Origin of the sequence: Burkholderia gladioli, assembly GCF_000959725.1 — a bacterium.
GTDB lineage: Bacteria > Pseudomonadota > Gammaproteobacteria > Burkholderiales > Burkholderiaceae > Burkholderia > Burkholderia gladioli.
In genome coordinates this window covers 3,546,087-3,560,591 of sequence record NZ_CP009323.1, presented here as the reverse complement: position 1 = coordinate 3,560,591, position 14,505 = coordinate 3,546,087, and the positions used below count along the sequence as shown (strand labels likewise).

The window sequence follows — 14,505 nt, the reverse complement described above, 5'->3', positions numbered from 1 at the left end:
TTCGAAACGGAAAGGACGACAGGAGGGAGGACGGAAGGCGCGGCGGGAAGCAAGGGGAAAGCGAGGGGAATGGTCAGCGGATTGCCCGGCTCATCGTCGCGGCATCGGCGATGCTTCGGATACCGATGGGCTTCGACGAAGCAGGATGGCGCGGTTCGAGGTCCGCGCCGGCTTGCACCGCGCCGGTGCGGCGTGCCGGCGTGGACGAACCGGGCAGGCGGCGGCACGCATCGCGCGCCGCCGCCAGAGGGGAAGCCAACAAGGAAGCGGGGAAAAGCCGGCTCAGCGCACCAGGCCACGCGCGGCGAGATTGCGGAACAAGGCACGCGTGCCGAATTCCCAGGGCGCGACCTCGGTGCACAGCGAGACGCGATTGACCAGCGCGCCCAGCGAGGCGGTCGAGATTCGCACGCTGTCGCCCAGGTGGTGCGTGAAGCCGGCACCGGGCTGGTCGCGGTCCTGGATCGGCGAGAACATGGTGCCGAGGAACAGCATGAAACCGTCCGGGTATTGATGGTGCGTGCCGCAGGTCTGCGCGACCAGGTCGAGCGGATCGCGGCTGATCTCGGACATGTGGCTCACGCCGTCGAGCACGAAGCCGTCCTCGCCCTCGATGCGCAGCGCGACCGAGGCCTGGCGCACCGTGTCGATCGTGAAGCGCGTGTCGAACAGGCGCACGAAGGGGCCGATCGCGCAGGAGGCGTTGTTGTCCTTGCACTTGCCCAGCAGCAGCGCCGAGCGGCCCTCGATATCGCGCAGGTTGACGTCGTTGCCGAGCGTGGCGCCCACCGCCGCGCCGCGCGCATTGACGGCCAGCACCACCTCCGGCTCGGGATTGTTCCAGGTGGAGATCGGCAGCAGCCCGACCTCGCTCGCGAAACCGACCGCCGACATCGGCTGCGACTTGGTGAACACCTCGGCGTCGGGCCCGATGCCGACCTCCAGGTATTGCGACCAGACGCCCCGCGCCTGCAGCTCGCGCTTGAGCTTCATGGCCGCCTCGGAACCCGGCACGACCTGCGACAGGTCGGTGCCGATCGCGTGCTGGATGGTGGCGCGCACTTCCTCGGCGCGGCTCGCGTCGCCGGCCGCCTGCTCCTCGATCACGCGCTCGACCAGGCTGACCGCGAAGGTCACGCCACAGGCCTTGATGGCCTGCACGTCGCAAGGCGCGAGCAGGCGCAGCGCGGGCGACGCCCCGCCATCCAGCTGCGCGGCCAGCAGCTCGCGCGCCGAACCGAGCGATTCGCCCTCGGCCTGCCGGGCGAAGCCGGCCGGGTCCGCCTGGTCGAACAGGTCGGCCGTGGTCGGCGCCGCCGCCGTGATGTCGAACAGCTCGCCGCCGCGCACCACCACCACGCTGGGGCCCTCGAAGGCCGCGGTCTTGCGCCAGACGCGGCCCACCAGCAGCGCGTCGTCGAGATCGGCCGGCAACAGGGCGTCGATCGGGTGGGGGTGGGTCGAGGGGGTCGGGGCGTTCATCGATGTCTCCAGTTTGGGATGCGCACGATGCTACGAGCCCCCTGCCCGGCTGTCCAAGGGGCCGGCGTATAATCCAGCCCGCTGGACACATCGACCGGCGCCGCCGGCCGGCGCCCGCCAACCACGAGGCCGCGATGCCCGACAAACCGACCGACGTGCCCGCCATCGCGCGGGTCCACGACATCCTCGAGGCGCTCAAGACGAGCCGCCGCCCGACCTCCGCGAAGGACCTGCTGGCGCTGACCGGCATGCCGCGCAGCACGCTGTACCTGACGCTGGAGGCGCTGGAGCGGCGCCAGTGGCTGGTCAAGATCGGCGACGGCTACGCGATCGGCGTGGCCCTGTTCGAGATCGGCAGCACCTACCTGCTGGCCGACTTCACGCTCGACGCGTTCCGCCGCGAGGCCGCCTGGTTCGTGGCGAAGCACAACGAGGCGGTGCAGATGGCCGTGCTGGATCGCGCCGAGGTGGTCTACCTGGCGCGCGAGGATCCGTCGCGCGCGGTGCGGCTGGTTTCCGACATCGGCTCGCGGCTGCCGGCGCATTGCTCGGCGCTCGGCAAGGCGCTGCTCGCCAGCCTCGACGACGAAACCGTGCAGATGATCATGCCGGCGCGGCTGCGCGCGCTGACCGAGCATTCGCTCACGCGCCGCGCCGACCTGCTGGCCGCGCTGGCCGAGGTGCGCGAACGCGCCTACGCGATCGAGCGCGAGGAGGCCTGCACGGGGCTGGCCTGCCTGGCCGTGTTCGTGGGGGTGTCCTCGGCGGGCAAGCGGATCGCCGTCAGCACCAGCGTGCCGGTCGACCGGCTCACGCCGCAGCGCGAGACGCGGCTGCTGGTCGACCTGACCACGCTCGCGCAGCGCGTGGCACGCGGGCTGTGACGACGGGACCTTCGCCCTCGCGGCGGCCGCGCACCACGGACGAGGCCAGGGTCCGAAAGTCCGGGAAACGATGCCGCGGGATCGGGCGACTACCGTCCTTCCCCTTGTTCAACTTGATGGGGTGAGGTCGCAGCAAGCGTGGTGGAACTGTCAGGGGCCTTTCGGAAAGACCGTTAGTTGCGATCGATCCGGGAAATCAAATCCTCGGGCCGGCGGCACGAAGCCTCCCACCGGCGCGCCAGACGCTGCGCCCTGCCCAGCCGCACGGCGGCATCGTCGAAGTCGACGAGGTGGATCTCGTCGGCCTGGGCCGGCCGCGAAGGCATCTCGTCGGTGCGCATGTCGCTCAGCAGCCAGAGCGTGCGTGGCGCGCCGGGCCTGCGCCGCGCGATCCGCGCGAGCAGGGATTGCGCCATCGCGATGCCGGCCGACAAGGGCGTGCCGCCACCGCCCGCCACCGGTTCGAGCCAGCGCTCGTTCCACCAGCGCGGCACCGCCGGCCCGAAACGCCGCTCGGCGCCGCGCCCGCCGAAGCCGATCAGCGCCACCTCGGCACGCTCGCGCGCCGCCGCGTCGAACAGCGCGACCAGCAGGCCCTTGGCGAGCGCCAGGCGAGCGCCGTCGAGCATCGAGGCCGAACAGTCGAGCACGAAGCAGTGGAAGGCGCGCGGCTCGCCCGAGCGCGGCCGAAAGCGCAGATGCGCGGCCTCGAGCGGGCCGCCGCGCTTGGCGGCCAGCGTCGCCGGCCACGCGATGCGCGTGCCGGGCAGGCCCTGCCGGGCGGGAAGCTTGCCGTGCCGCCATCGAACCCCGCTGCCTGGCGCGGCGGGGGCAGTCGTTCGATGGCTCAGCGTTTTTTTGAGGGCAGCGGGATCACGCCCTTCACGGCCGTGAGGCCGGCCGGTACGGGCGGCAGGTAGCCCCAGTCGCCGTCCCGCGCGCCGCCGTCGCCGGCTGGCGCCTCGTCTCGCGCGATCGACGAGGCATCACCGCCGCGCGGCGGCGGGTTGGTGCCGCGAGCCGGCTGATCGGTTTGCCGCGACGCGGTTGGCGACGACGTGGGTGACGACGACTCGGCGGCGGCCGACGCCTGCGTGCGGCGATGGCGCAGCACGTCGGCGGCCACGCGTTCGACATGCGCGGCGCTCACCGCCGCCGCGCCCTCGAAGGCGGCCAGCGCCCGCGCGGCGCGCAACATCACCAGGTCGGCGCGCAGCCCGTCGACGGCCGCCTCGATGCAGAGCCGGGCAACCTGCTCGTGCACGCTGTCATCGACCTGCACGCTCGCCAGCGCCTCGCGCGCGCGGCCGATCCGTTCGGCCAGCGCGGCCAGTGCCCCGGCATGCCCGGCGCGAAAGCCCGCCGGATCGAGATCGAAGGCCAGCCGCGCCTTGACGATGCGCTGCCGCTCATCGATGTCGCGACAGTTCTCGAGTTCCACCATCAAGCCGAAGCGATCCAGCAACTGCGGACGCAACTCGCCCTCTTCCGGATTCATGGTGCCGACCAGCGCGAAGCGCGCCGCGTGCGTGTGCGAGATGCCGTCGCGCTCGACCGTGTTGACGCCGCTCGCGGCCGCGTCGAGCAGCACGTCGACCAGGCCGTCGGGCAGCAGGTTGATCTCGTCCACATAGAGCACACCCAGATGCGCGCGCGCCAGCAGCCCGGGCGAGAAACGCACGGCGTTCTCGCCGAGCGCGCCGGCCAGGTCCAGCGTGCCGGTCACGTGCTCGTCGGCGGCGCCCAGCGGCAGCGTCACGAAGCGGCCCCGCGGCAGCAGCTCGGCCAGCGCGCGCGCCGCCGTCGATTTCGCGGTGCCGCGCGGCCCGCTCACCAGCACGCCGCCGATCGAGGGATCGACGGCCACCAGCAGCAATGCCTGCTGCAGCGCGGCCTGGCCGATCAGCGCGGAAAACGGAAACGGCGGCAGGCCGCCGCTCGGGTCGTGCGGGTTCATCGCCGGGTTCCTTCCAGATGCTGTTCGACGGCGAGCAGGCGTGCCTCGAGCTGCTCGCGATAGGCGCCGGGTTGTTGCCAGAGGCCGCGCTGGATCGCTTCGAGCAGGCGCTCGCAGATGCCGTGCAGCGCATGCGGGTTGTGCCGCTCGAGGAAGTCGCGCGTGTCGGCGTCGTTGACGTAGGCGTCAGTGACCAGCGCGTATTGATGATCGGCCACCACGCGCGCGGTGGCGTCGTAGCCGTAGAGATAATCGACGGTGGCGGCCAGCTCGGCCGCGCCCTTGTAGCCGTGGCGCTTCACGCCGTCGATCCACTTCGGGTTGACCACACGCGAGCGGATCACGCGCGCGATCTCCTCGCCGAGCGTGTTCATGCGCGGCGTGTCGGGGCGGCTGTGGTCGCCGTGGTAGAGCGCCGGCTGGCGCCCCGACAGATGGCGGACCGCGACCGCCATGCCGCCCTGGAACTGGTAGTAGTCGTTGGAGTCGAGCAGGTCGTGCTCGCGGTTGTCCTGGTTCTGCACCACTGCGTCGATGCTCGCCAGCCGCGCGCCGAAGGCGTCCTGCGCGGCCTCGCCGGCACTGCCCTGCGCGTAGGCGTAGCCGCCCCAGGACTGGTAGGCCCGGGCCAGGTCGGCGTCGCTCTGCCAGTTGCGCTGGTCGATCAGCTCCTGCAGGCCGGCGCCGTAGCTGCCCGGCCGCGCGCCGAACACGCGCCAGCCGGCGCGGCGTCGCGCCTCCTCGGCGCTCGCGCCGCGCTCGACCAGGGCCGCCGCGTCGCGCCGCACGCGCTCGCGGATCGGGTTCAGGTGGGCCGGCTCGTCGAGCTCGGCGACCGCCTGCACGGCCGCGTCGAACAGGTGCATCAGGTTGGCGAAGGCGTCGCGGAAGAAGCCCGAGACGCGCAGCGTCACGTCGATGCGCGGGCGATCGAAGATCTCGATCGGCAGGATCTCGAAGTCGGTCACGCGGTGGCTGCCGTGCGCCCACTTCGGGCGCACGCCGATCAGCGCGAAGGCCTGGGCGATGTCGTCGCCGCCGGTGCGCATGGTGGCCGTGCCCCATACCGACAGGCCGACCGCGCGCGGATAGTCGCCATGCTCCTGCAGATGCCGCTCGACCAGTTGGTGCGCCGACTTCATGCCGAGCGACCAAGCCGCCTGGGTCGGCACGGCGCGCGTGTCGACCGAGTAGAAGTTGCGGCCGGTCGGCAGCACGTCGGGGCGGCCGCGCGAGGGCGAGCCGCTCGGCCCGGGCGGCACGAAACGGCCGTCGAGGCCGCGCAGCAGATGGCGCAACTCGTCGGCGCCGCAGGCGTCCAGGCGCGGCGCGAGATCGCGCGCGACGCGTTCGAGCACGGCCAGCGTGGCCGGCCAGCGCCCGGCTTCGGCGCGCAGGCGACGCAGCGCGAGCACGTCGGCCGCGTCGTCGGGCGCGTGCCGGGGGGCCAAGCCTTCGGCTACACGGTCGCCCTCGCCTTCGCCCTTATTGCCCTCACCCCTCCCGCCCTCGCCGGCCAGCCCCGCGACGAGCCGCTGCGCCAGCAGTTCGAGCCGCTCGCGGGTGTCGCCGGCATGCCGCCACGGCGTCGTGTCGACCTCGTTCAACTCGGCCGGGCGCGGCCCCTGCCAGGGCGCGGCCCAGTCGGCCGCGAGCGGATCGAAGCCGGCGCCGAGCCGGAGATCGCGCGCGAGCGCGGCGATCAGGCCGGCGTTCGCGCCGAGCCCGTCGCCGACCGGAAAACGCGCCAGCGCGAGTAGCGTGTCGCGGCGCTGGCGCGCCTCGGGCGAGCGGCCGAAGACATGCAGGCCGTCGCGGATCTGCGCTTCCTTCAGTTCGCAGAGCCAGGCGTCGACGCGCGTGAGCAGCGCGTCCTCGTCGTCGCGGCCGCTGGGCTCGGCCAGGCTCAGTTCCTCGTGCAGCCGGTGCTCGACGATGGTGTCGAGGATACTCCGGCGCAGCAGCTTGGCGCGGCGCGGATCGACCATCAGCGCGTCGTAGTATTCGTCGACCTGCCGCTCCAGGTCCTGCAGCGGGCCGTAGTTCTCGGCGCGCGTGAGCGGCGGCATCAGGTGGTCGACGATCACCGCCTGGGCGCGGCGCTTGGCCTGGCTGCCCTCGCCGGGATCGTTGACGATGAACGGGTACAGATGCGGCAGCGGCCCGAGGATCAGGTCGGGCCAGCAGGCCTCGGACAGCGCCACGCTCTTGCCCGGCAGCCATTCGAGATTGCCGTGCTTGCCGACGTGCACGATCGCGTCGATCGCGAATGCGTCGCGCAGCCAGAAGTAGAAGGCCAGATAAGCGTGCGGCGGCACGATCTCGGCATCGTGATAGCTCGCGTAGTCGTTCGCCTCGCGCGTGCGCGCCGGCTGGATCCCGACGAACACCTGCCCCGCGCGCCAGCCGGCGATCGGGAAACGTCCGTGGCGCAGCGTCGGGTCTTGCTCGGGCTCGCCCCAGCGCGCCTCGATCGCCTCGCGCGCGGCCGCCGGCAGCCGCGCGTAACGGCGCCGGTAGGCGTCCATCGCGAGGCTCTGGAAGGCCGGGCGGATCGCCTGCGAGGTCGGGTCGTTGGTCACGCCCTCGGTGAGCCGCGCGATCAGCGCGTCGCCCGTCTCGGGCAGCGCGCCGGCCAGCGTGTAGCCGGCTTCGCCCAGCGCGGCCAGGATGCCGAGCGCCGAGGCCGGCGTGTCGAGCCCCACGCCGTTGCCGATGCGTCCCTCGCTGGTCGGGTAGTTGGCCAGCACCAGCGCGAGCCGCTTGCCCGCGTTCGGCTCGGTGCGCAGCCGGCACCAGCGGCGGCTCAGCTCGGCGACGAAGGCGATGCGCTCCGCGTCGGGCTGGTAGCGCACCACGTCGACCTCGGTGTGCGGGCAGCGATAGGCCAGCCCCTTGAAGCTGACCGCGCGCGTGACGATGCGCCCGTCCACCTCGGGCAGCGCCACGTGCATGGCGATGTCGCGCGCGTGCAGGCCCTGGGGATCGGCGAGCCAGGCCTCGCGGTTGCCGCCCGAGAGGATCACCTGCAGCACCGGCGCGTCGCCGGCCAGCTCGACGGCCGAGGGCGCGTCGATCGCGCCGGCCGCGAAGGCGGTGGTGTTGAGCACCAGCGCGACGCGCTCCGAGGCGACCAGCCGCGCGATCACCTCGCGGCTCGCGGCGTCCTTCAGCGAGGTGACGGCGATCGGCAGCGGGTTGAGCCCCTCGCGCTCGAGCGCCTCGATCAGCGCGTCGAACACGGCCGTGTTGGCGGCCTGCCAGTGCGCCTTGTAGAACAGGATCGCGACCACCGGCGCGCCGCTCGTCCAGCGCGCGTGCCAGTCTTCCACCACGGCCGGCTCGTGCATCGGGTGATAGAGCGCGGCGGCCGGCAGCGGACGCGGCGGCGACGGCGCCTCGCCGACGCCGAGCGCATGGAAGGCGATGCTGCGCAACAGCGCCTGCGCGTTCCAGGCGCCGCCCTCGCGCAGGTAGCGCCACCACTGCCGACACAGCGCCGGGTCGACGGTGCTCCTGGCGACCAGGTTCGGATCTTCCTGCAGGTCGCCGGAAAACATCGCCAACTGCTGGCCGCGCCGTTCGGCCAGCGCGACCGCCTGCTCGATCCCGTAAGGCCAGTAGGCCTCGCCGCCGAGATGGTCGATCACCACCACGCTGGCGTGCTGCAGCACGTCGTCGATATAGAAGTCGACCGAGGCGGGCTGGCGCAGGAAGCTGACGTTGGCCAGCCGCAGGCTCGGGAAACCCTCGCCGAGCAGCGGCACCGCGCTGGCGAGCAGGGACAGCGTGGTGTCCGCCGAGCTGAGGATCACGATCTCGGCGGGACGCTGGTCGATGCGGATCACGCCCTGCGTGTCGTCGACGAAACCGCCCGGCGTGGTGCGCAGCAGATGCATCGGGAGCCTTCGCGCCTCAGGCCGCTTGCACGGCGTCGCCGAGCGCGGCGAGGAAGGCCGCCTGCAGCGCGGCCGCGTCGAGGTCCTCGCCGATCAGCACGAAACGGCTGGTGGCGCCGTCCGCCTCGGTGAGGCGCCGGTCGAAGTAGCTGTCGAAGCGCCCGCCCACGCCCTGGATCACCAGCCGCATCGGCGTGGCCGGCAGCGCCGCGAAACCCTTCACGCGGTAGATCGTGTGCGCATCGACCAGCGCGCGCAGCGCGGCGATGGTCGCCTCGCGCGAGCTCACGCGCGCCTCGACCACCACCGAATCGAATTCGTCGTGGTGATGGTCGGCATCCTCGGCCGAGCCGTGATGATCGTGACGCAGGTGGATGGTTTCCTCGGAGGCCGCGTTCAGGCCGATCAGGGTGGCCAGGTCGAGCTCGCCGCGCTGCGCGCGCACGATCTTCACGTGCGCCGGGATTTCCTCGCGGATCGTCGTCTCCACCGCGGCGAACTGCGCCGCGTCCAGCAGGTCGGTCTTGTTGACGATCACCAGGTCGGCCGAGGAAAGCTGGTCGGCGAACAGTTCGTGCAGCGGCGATTCGTGGTCGAGGTTCGGATCGGCGCGGCGCTGCGCGTCCACCGCCTGCACGTCCTCGGCGAACTGGCCGGCCGCGGCGGCCGGGCCGTCGACCACCGTGATCACGGCATCGCAGGTGAAGCTGTTCTTGATCGACGGCCAGTTGAAGGCCTGCACCAGCGGCTTGGGCAGCGCCAGGCCGGAGGTCTCGATCAGCACGTGGTCGATCTGCTCGCGGCGCTCCACCAGCGCCTCCATCACCGGGTAGAACTCCTCCTGCACCGTGCAGCACAGGCAGCCGTTGGCCAGTTCGTAGAGCTGGCCGGCCGCTTGCGCGCCTTCCTCGCAGCCGATGCCGCAACCCTTCAGGATCTCGCCGTCGATGCCGAGCTCGCCGAATTCGTTGACGATCACCGCGATCCGGCGGCCCGAGGCATTTTCGAGGATGTGGCGCAGCAAGGTGGTCTTGCCGCTGCCGAGGAAGCCCGTGACGACGGTCACGGGGATTTTGCGCATTTGCATGGAATTCGCCTGTCGGTGAGTCGGTGGATGATGCCATCGCGGCGTCGGCACGACGCGCGGGCGGCCTGCCGGTCGTCATGCCGGCCGCCCGGGGACGACGATCATCGACGATGGACTGGCCGGCCGACGCGCCCAGGGCGCGGCCGCGAGGCTGCACGGGAACCCGCGCCGCCACCCGCGACGCTTCCCTGCGGATTCGCCGCCGCGCGCCGCAGGGCCTGGCCCGGGGCTCGCGCACGACTGGCGCTTCCGTGGTTCTGGCCGGTATCCGGGCTGGCGACAGCGCCGCTTCGCCTTCCCGGACGCGTCTCGCGTCCAGTGGCCGGGCCGCGCGCCCGAGCGACTCGGGGCGCGGTGAAGCGGGGCTCGCATCGCTTGCGCGATGCATGCGCTTACCGTTGCGGGGGCAGCACAGGTTGAGATCGTCCGCGGCGCGGCGAGCTTCCCTGTTTCCCGTTCAACTGCGTGCCAAGAGAATCCGCACGCGAGCACCAAAACGCGTGCGAGTGTAGGCGCGGCGTCCAGACGCGTCAAGGCGGCGCGGCCGGCCGCGGCGCGCGATGGGGCGCGCTCGGCGCCGCCGCTCTTTTTGTGCGCCCGCGCCACCGACGCGCCTGCCCGGCAAGCCCCGGCGAGCGCCCTTCCGGCCCCGTCCGCTGTGCTATCGTATGCGCGCGTTCGGTGCCCGCAGTCGCATTCGCGACTGCGGTTAAACGGGAAACAGGGAGCGGCGCGCCGCCAGCCTGTGCTGTCCCCGCAACGGTACGCCGCCGGCGAATCGCGCAAGCGCGACGCGCAGGCCGACTCGAGCCACTGCCGATCGCGGCGGGAAGGCGTCGGCATGACAGGCGGCCAGCCCGGATACCGGCCGACGCAGACGGCGAGCCCGGCTCGCCGGACATGGCACCCGCGTGGGACGGGCGCCATGCGAAATCCGCATCGAGGCACGAAGCGTCGTCGACACCGTGGTTCGCCGTTTTTTTGCCCGCTCGTGTGCCCGTTTGCTTGCACGTTTGTTCGCTCGTTCACCACTCGTCCGCCCAGCATGACCTGCATCGCTCCGGATCGCATCGCCGCGCCGCGCATCGTCGTCGGGGTGGGCTGCCGCGCCGGCAAGTCGCCCGAGGCGATCGAGGCCGCCATCGCCGCCGCGCTCGCGCGCCGACCCGGCCTCGCGCTGGCCGATATCGCCCGCGTCGCGACGCTCGACGCCAAGGCCGCCGAACCGGGCCTGGTGGCCTGCTGCGCGCGCCATGGCTGGCCGCTGGTGGCGATCGCGCGCGAAGCCATCGCCCCCGATGCGCCGCCGGGGGATGGCACGGCCCCGAGCTCGGCCGCCTTCGCGCGCTTCGGCGTCGAGGGCGTGTGCGAGCCCTGCGCGCTGGCTGCCGCGCCGCACGGCCGGTTGCTGGTGCCGAAGACGATCGTCGACGGCGTGACCGTGGCGATCGCCGGGCCCGCCTGAACGCGCGATCATGCCGCCGCCCTGCCCGATGCCCCGATATTTTCCTGCCCGCTTTCCCGTATCCCGAGGACTTCCGACCCGATGAAAACCGATCCCGAATCGCATCAGCGCATGACCGAACGCCGCCGCGCCGGCCATGAAAAGAAACAGGCCGCGGCGACCGTCGAGAAGGGCCTGCTGATCGTCAACACCGGCAACGGCAAGGGCAAGAGCACGGCCGCCTTCGGCATGGCGGTGCGCGTGCTCGGCCACGGCATGAAGCTGGGCGTGGTGCAGTTCATCAAGGGTGCGCTGCACACGGCCGAGCGCGACCTGCTCAACACCTTCGCGGACTGCGATTTCGTGACGATGGGCGACGGCTACACCTGGAACACGCAGGATCGCGAGGCCGATATCGCGACCGCGCGCAAGGGCTGGGACGAGGCGCGCCGGATGATCGAGAGCGGCGACTACCAGATGGTGATCCTCGACGAGCTGAACACGGTGCTGAAGTACGACTACCTGCCACTCGACGAGGTGCTGGCCGTGCTGGCCGCGCGCCCGGCGGCGCTGCACGTGGTGGTGACGGGGCGTCATGCGCCCGACGCGCTGGTGGAGGCCGCCGACCTGGTGACCGAGATGCGGCTGGTCAAGCACCCGTATCGCGAGCAGGGCGTAAAGGCCCAGCGCGGCGTGGAGTTCTGAGCGTGTCCGCAGGCGTGCTGCGCTGCCCGGCGCTGCTGATCGGCGCGAGCGGCTCCGGCCAGGGCAAGACCTCGATCACCGCGGGGCTGGCGCGGCTGCATCGGCGGCTCGGCCGGCGCGTGCGCGTGTTCAAGACCGGCCCGGACTTCCTCGATCCGATGATCCTCGCGCGCGCCAGCGGCGCCGAGGTGCATTCGCTCGATCTCGGCATGGTCGGCGAGGACGGCTGCCGCGCGCTGCTGGCGCAGGCCGCCGCCGAGGCCGACCTGATCCTGATCGAGGGCGTGATGGGCCTGTTCGACGGCACGCCGAGCAGCGCCGACCTGGCCTGCCGCTTCGGCGTGCCGGTGGCCGCGGTGATCTCGGGGAAATCGGTGGCGCAGACTTTCGGCGCGCTGGCCTTCGGGCTCGCGCGTTTCCGGCCGGGGCTGCCCTTCCATGGCGTGCTGGCCAATCGGGTCGGCTCCGAGCGGCATGCCGCGCTGCTGCGCGCCTCGATGCCCGAGGACATCCGCTGGCTCGGCCATCTGCCGGCCGACCCCGGCATCGCGCTGCCGGAACGGCATCTCGGCCTGCACCAGGCCGCGGACATCGCCGACCTCGACGCGCGGCTCGAACGCGCGGCCGATGCCATGGCGCGGACCTCGCTGGCCGAGTTGCCACCGGAAGTGGCATTCGCGTCGCCCGCGCAGCCAGCGCCCTTGCCGCGCTGGCTGGAGGGCCTGCGAGTGGCGGTGGCGCGCGATGCGGCCTTCTCCTTCCTCTACCCGGCCAACCTGGCGCTGCTCGAAGCACTCGGCGCCAGCCTGGACTTTTTCTCGCCGCTGGCCGACGAGGCCTTGCCCGATTGCGACGCGCTGTACCTGCCGGGCGGTTATCCGGAGCTGCATGCGGCACGGCTCGCCGCCAACCGGCGCAGCGCCGCCGGCATCGCCTCGCATGTCGCCGCCGGGCGGCCGGTGCTGGCCGAGTGCGGCGGCCTGCTCTATCTCTGCGAGACGCTGGGCACGGCGGACGGCACCGTTACGCCGATGCTGGGCCTGTTGCCCGGCGCCGCCACCATGCAGCGCCGCTTCACCTCGCTCGGCATGCAGCGGCTCGACACGCCCGCCGGGCCGATGTCGGGCCATACCTTCCATTATTCGAGGCTGCAGACGCCGCTGGCGCCCTCGGCCGTCGCCGTGCGGCCCGACGACGGCGCGCCGGGCGAGGCGGTCTACCGGCACGGCTCGATCGTCGCGACCTACATGCATGCCTATTGGCCGTCGAATCCGCGGGCGCTGGCCGACCTGCTGCTCGGGGCGTGGCCGCCGGCCAGCGCGCTCGCGGCCGGCTAGGCGCGCTCGCCGGCCCCGGCGCGACGCGGCGTGCAAGGTCGCGCCCGAAACCGGCGCGACGTGCCCGCAGCAAGGCGGGAGCCGGCCGCCACCCGCTCAGGCGACGCCGATCAGCACGTCGGCGGGAATCCGCAGCCCCTGGTGCAGCCGGCGGATCATCGCCAGGCTCAGCGGGCGCTTGCCGTTCAGCACTTCGTAGACACGATTGGTATTGCCGATATAAGGCTTGAGGTCGGCGACCGTGAGGCCGCCCTGCTCCATGCGGAACTTGATCGCGGCGATCGGATCGGGCGCGTGCAGGCGAAAACGCGCGTCCTCGTAGCGCTCGACCAGGAACGACAGGATCTCGAGCTTGTCGCCCTCGGGCGTGCCGGGCGCGGGATCGGCATCGACCAGGGCCGAGACTTCGGCGAGCGCCGCCTCGTAGTCCTGCTCGCCACGGATCGGGCGAATCGTAATGTCCATCAGTTCATCTCCACGGTAGCCGCATCCACCCTGTCGTATTCCGCGTGCGTACCGACGAACTTCACGTAGACGACGCCGACCTGCCAGGCAATCGCGACGATCAGCCGATAGGCGTTGCCATGCAGCTTGAACACCACGCGATTGCGCCCGACGAAGCTCGCCGAGGCATAGGCCGCGCGGATCTGTTGCGGCGTGGTCCATCTCGACTTGTCGGCGTCGGCGCACCACGCCAGCATCGACTGGCGCGCCTGCGGATGACGGATGACGAAGGCCTGCAGGGTGCGCTTGGCAACGATACGCATAAGGATGCAGTGAGGATCCATGGTAGTCCCGAAGTGGGACTATTTCAACGCGAATCCGGCGCTGCGTCCATTCGACCAAATGGCCTGCCATTCTCGTCCCTTGCCGGGACAACCCCTTGCAGCAAGGCTTTGCCGCGTCGTCGTGCAGGCCGGGCACGGGCAGGCGCGACGCGATGCCGCTTGAGGAAACGCGGCCCGGAGCAGCGCGCCAGCCCCTAGCGTCGGCGCGAGGCCGCCGCGAAGGCCGGCGGCGCCACGCCGCGATCGAGGGCGGCGAGGCATTCGGCGCAATGACGAACCACGTCGCGCACCATGAAATGCACCAGCGTCGGCGACACGTCGAGCGCGTCGGCCGCGGCCGCCAGCGTCTCCTCGCGCACGCGCACCATCTCGAAGGCGGTCCGGCTGCGCACCGGGACCTCGGTCAGGGCCGCGCGCATCCGTTCGAGGGCGTCGCGCGTCAGCGCGATCGCCTCGGGCGTGGGCTCGGGCGACGGCACGTCGAGCCCCGCCTCCGCCTCGGCACGCCAGTGGGTTTCGAGCGACTGGCGGCGACAGACGTCGATCGAGGCATTGCGCACCATGCGCGTGACATAGGCGAGCGGCTGCCGGATCGCCTCCTGGTTCGGGAAATCGACCAGCCGCAGCAGCACGTCGTGCACCACGTCCTCGGCACGGCTGGCGCAGCCGGTCACCCCCTGCGCGACCTTGACCAGCATCGCGCGATGACACACCAGCGTCTCGACGAGCGCACCGCGGCCGCGCGCCGCGTGCCTGGCGGCCAGGCGCGGCGACATGCGGGCGGATGCGGCGAGGGTCGGTTCCGACATCAGGCATCTCCGTATCGTGGTGGGTTCGGGAAAATCGACTGCGTTGAATTTAATGCAAACGCAAATCATTCTCAATCGTATCGAGAGATTTTTCACGATCCGAAGTCCTATAC

At 71.7% G+C, this 14,505-nt stretch carries 12 protein-coding genes and 2 riboswitches; of the genes, 4 read left to right on the top strand and 8 right to left on the bottom strand.

Going from position 1 to position 14,505, the window contains the following annotated elements:
• Positions 1 to 282: 282 nt before the first annotated feature.
• Positions 283 to 1,482, bottom strand: a complete 1,200-nt coding sequence (locus BM43_RS32975) for a fumarylacetoacetate hydrolase family protein (RefSeq protein ID WP_036051689.1) — start codon at positions 1,480 to 1,482, stop codon at positions 283 to 285.
• 134 nt (positions 1,483 to 1,616) lie between these two features.
• Here BM43_RS32975 and BM43_RS32970 point away from each other — a divergent pair, with 134 nt between their 5' ends.
• Positions 1,617 to 2,366 carry an IclR family transcriptional regulator gene (locus BM43_RS32970; RefSeq protein ID WP_013697903.1) on the top strand — a complete coding sequence of 250 codons (750 nt, stop codon included), beginning with the start codon at positions 1,617 to 1,619 and terminating at the stop codon, positions 2,364 to 2,366.
• A gap of 173 nt (positions 2,367 to 2,539) precedes the next feature.
• Here the strand turns inward: BM43_RS32970 and BM43_RS32965 are convergent, their stop codons facing one another.
• The 4 genes from BM43_RS32965 to cobW form a co-directional block, all read right to left on the bottom strand.
• Positions 2,540 to 3,136 carry a vWA domain-containing protein gene (locus tag BM43_RS32965; RefSeq protein ID WP_036051691.1) on the bottom strand — a complete coding sequence of 199 codons (597 nt, stop codon included), beginning with the start codon at positions 3,134 to 3,136 and terminating at the stop codon, positions 2,540 to 2,542.
• Between the two features lie 77 nt (positions 3,137 to 3,213).
• Positions 3,214 to 4,323, bottom strand: coding sequence for a magnesium chelatase ATPase subunit I (locus BM43_RS32960; RefSeq protein WP_036051693.1), 1,110 nt, complete (start codon positions 4,321 to 4,323; stop codon positions 3,214 to 3,216).
• The gene (gene cobN, locus BM43_RS32955) at positions 4,320 to 8,222 is read right to left on the bottom strand and encodes a cobaltochelatase subunit CobN (RefSeq protein WP_036051694.1); all 3,903 of its coding nucleotides are present in this window, start codon (positions 8,220 to 8,222) and stop codon (positions 4,320 to 4,322) included. Before cobN ends, BM43_RS32960 begins: the two co-directional genes overlap by 4 nt.
• 16 nt (positions 8,223 to 8,238) lie before the next feature.
• Positions 8,239 to 9,309 (bottom strand): cobalamin biosynthesis protein CobW, encoded by a 1,071-nt coding sequence (cobW, locus tag BM43_RS32950; RefSeq protein ID WP_013697899.1) that lies wholly within the window; start codon positions 9,307 to 9,309, stop codon positions 8,239 to 8,241.
• A 242-nt stretch (positions 9,310 to 9,551) separates the two neighbouring features.
• Positions 9,552 to 9,820, bottom strand: a riboswitch (cobalamin riboswitch).
• A gap of 150 nt (positions 9,821 to 9,970) precedes the next feature.
• Positions 9,971 to 10,196: riboswitch (cobalamin riboswitch) on the top strand.
• Positions 10,197 to 10,354: 158 nt separating this feature from the next.
• Between cobW and BM43_RS32945 the strand changes: the two genes are divergently transcribed.
• From BM43_RS32945 to BM43_RS32935, 3 genes are all read left to right on the top strand, one after another.
• Entirely contained in the window at positions 10,355 to 10,774 is a 420-nt protein-coding gene (locus BM43_RS32945; protein ID WP_013697897.1) for a cobalamin biosynthesis protein, read from the top strand.
• 81 nt (positions 10,775 to 10,855) lie between these two features.
• Positions 10,856 to 11,458 carry a cob(I)yrinic acid a,c-diamide adenosyltransferase gene (cobO, locus tag BM43_RS32940; RefSeq protein WP_036051695.1) on the top strand — a complete coding sequence of 201 codons (603 nt, stop codon included), beginning with the start codon at positions 10,856 to 10,858 and terminating at the stop codon, positions 11,456 to 11,458.
• Between the two features lie 14 nt (positions 11,459 to 11,472).
• The gene (locus tag BM43_RS32935) at positions 11,473 to 12,795 is read left to right on the top strand and encodes a cobyrinic acid a,c-diamide synthase CobB (RefSeq protein WP_088555523.1); all 1,323 of its coding nucleotides are present in this window, start codon (positions 11,473 to 11,475) and stop codon (positions 12,793 to 12,795) included.
• A 96-nt stretch (positions 12,796 to 12,891) separates the two neighbouring features.
• On the opposite strand, the gene BM43_RS32930 is transcribed toward BM43_RS32935, so the two are convergent.
• The 3 genes from BM43_RS32930 to BM43_RS32920 all read right to left on the bottom strand — a co-directional run bounded on the left by BM43_RS32930 (position 12,892) and on the right by BM43_RS32920 (position 14,392).
• Positions 12,892 to 13,254 carry a helix-turn-helix domain-containing protein gene (locus BM43_RS32930; RefSeq protein ID WP_025098050.1) on the bottom strand — a complete coding sequence of 121 codons (363 nt, stop codon included), beginning with the start codon at positions 13,252 to 13,254 and terminating at the stop codon, positions 12,892 to 12,894.
• A 5-nt stretch (positions 13,255 to 13,259) separates the two neighbouring features.
• Entirely contained in the window at positions 13,260 to 13,562 is a 303-nt protein-coding gene (locus tag BM43_RS32925) for a type II toxin-antitoxin system HigB family toxin (RefSeq protein ID WP_036051698.1), read from the bottom strand.
• A gap of 215 nt (positions 13,563 to 13,777) precedes the next feature.
• On the bottom strand, positions 13,778 to 14,392 hold the full coding sequence (locus BM43_RS32920) for an RNA polymerase factor sigma-70 (RefSeq protein WP_036051699.1): 615 nt from the start codon (positions 14,390 to 14,392) through the stop codon (positions 13,778 to 13,780).
• Positions 14,393 to 14,505 lie beyond the last annotated feature (113 nt).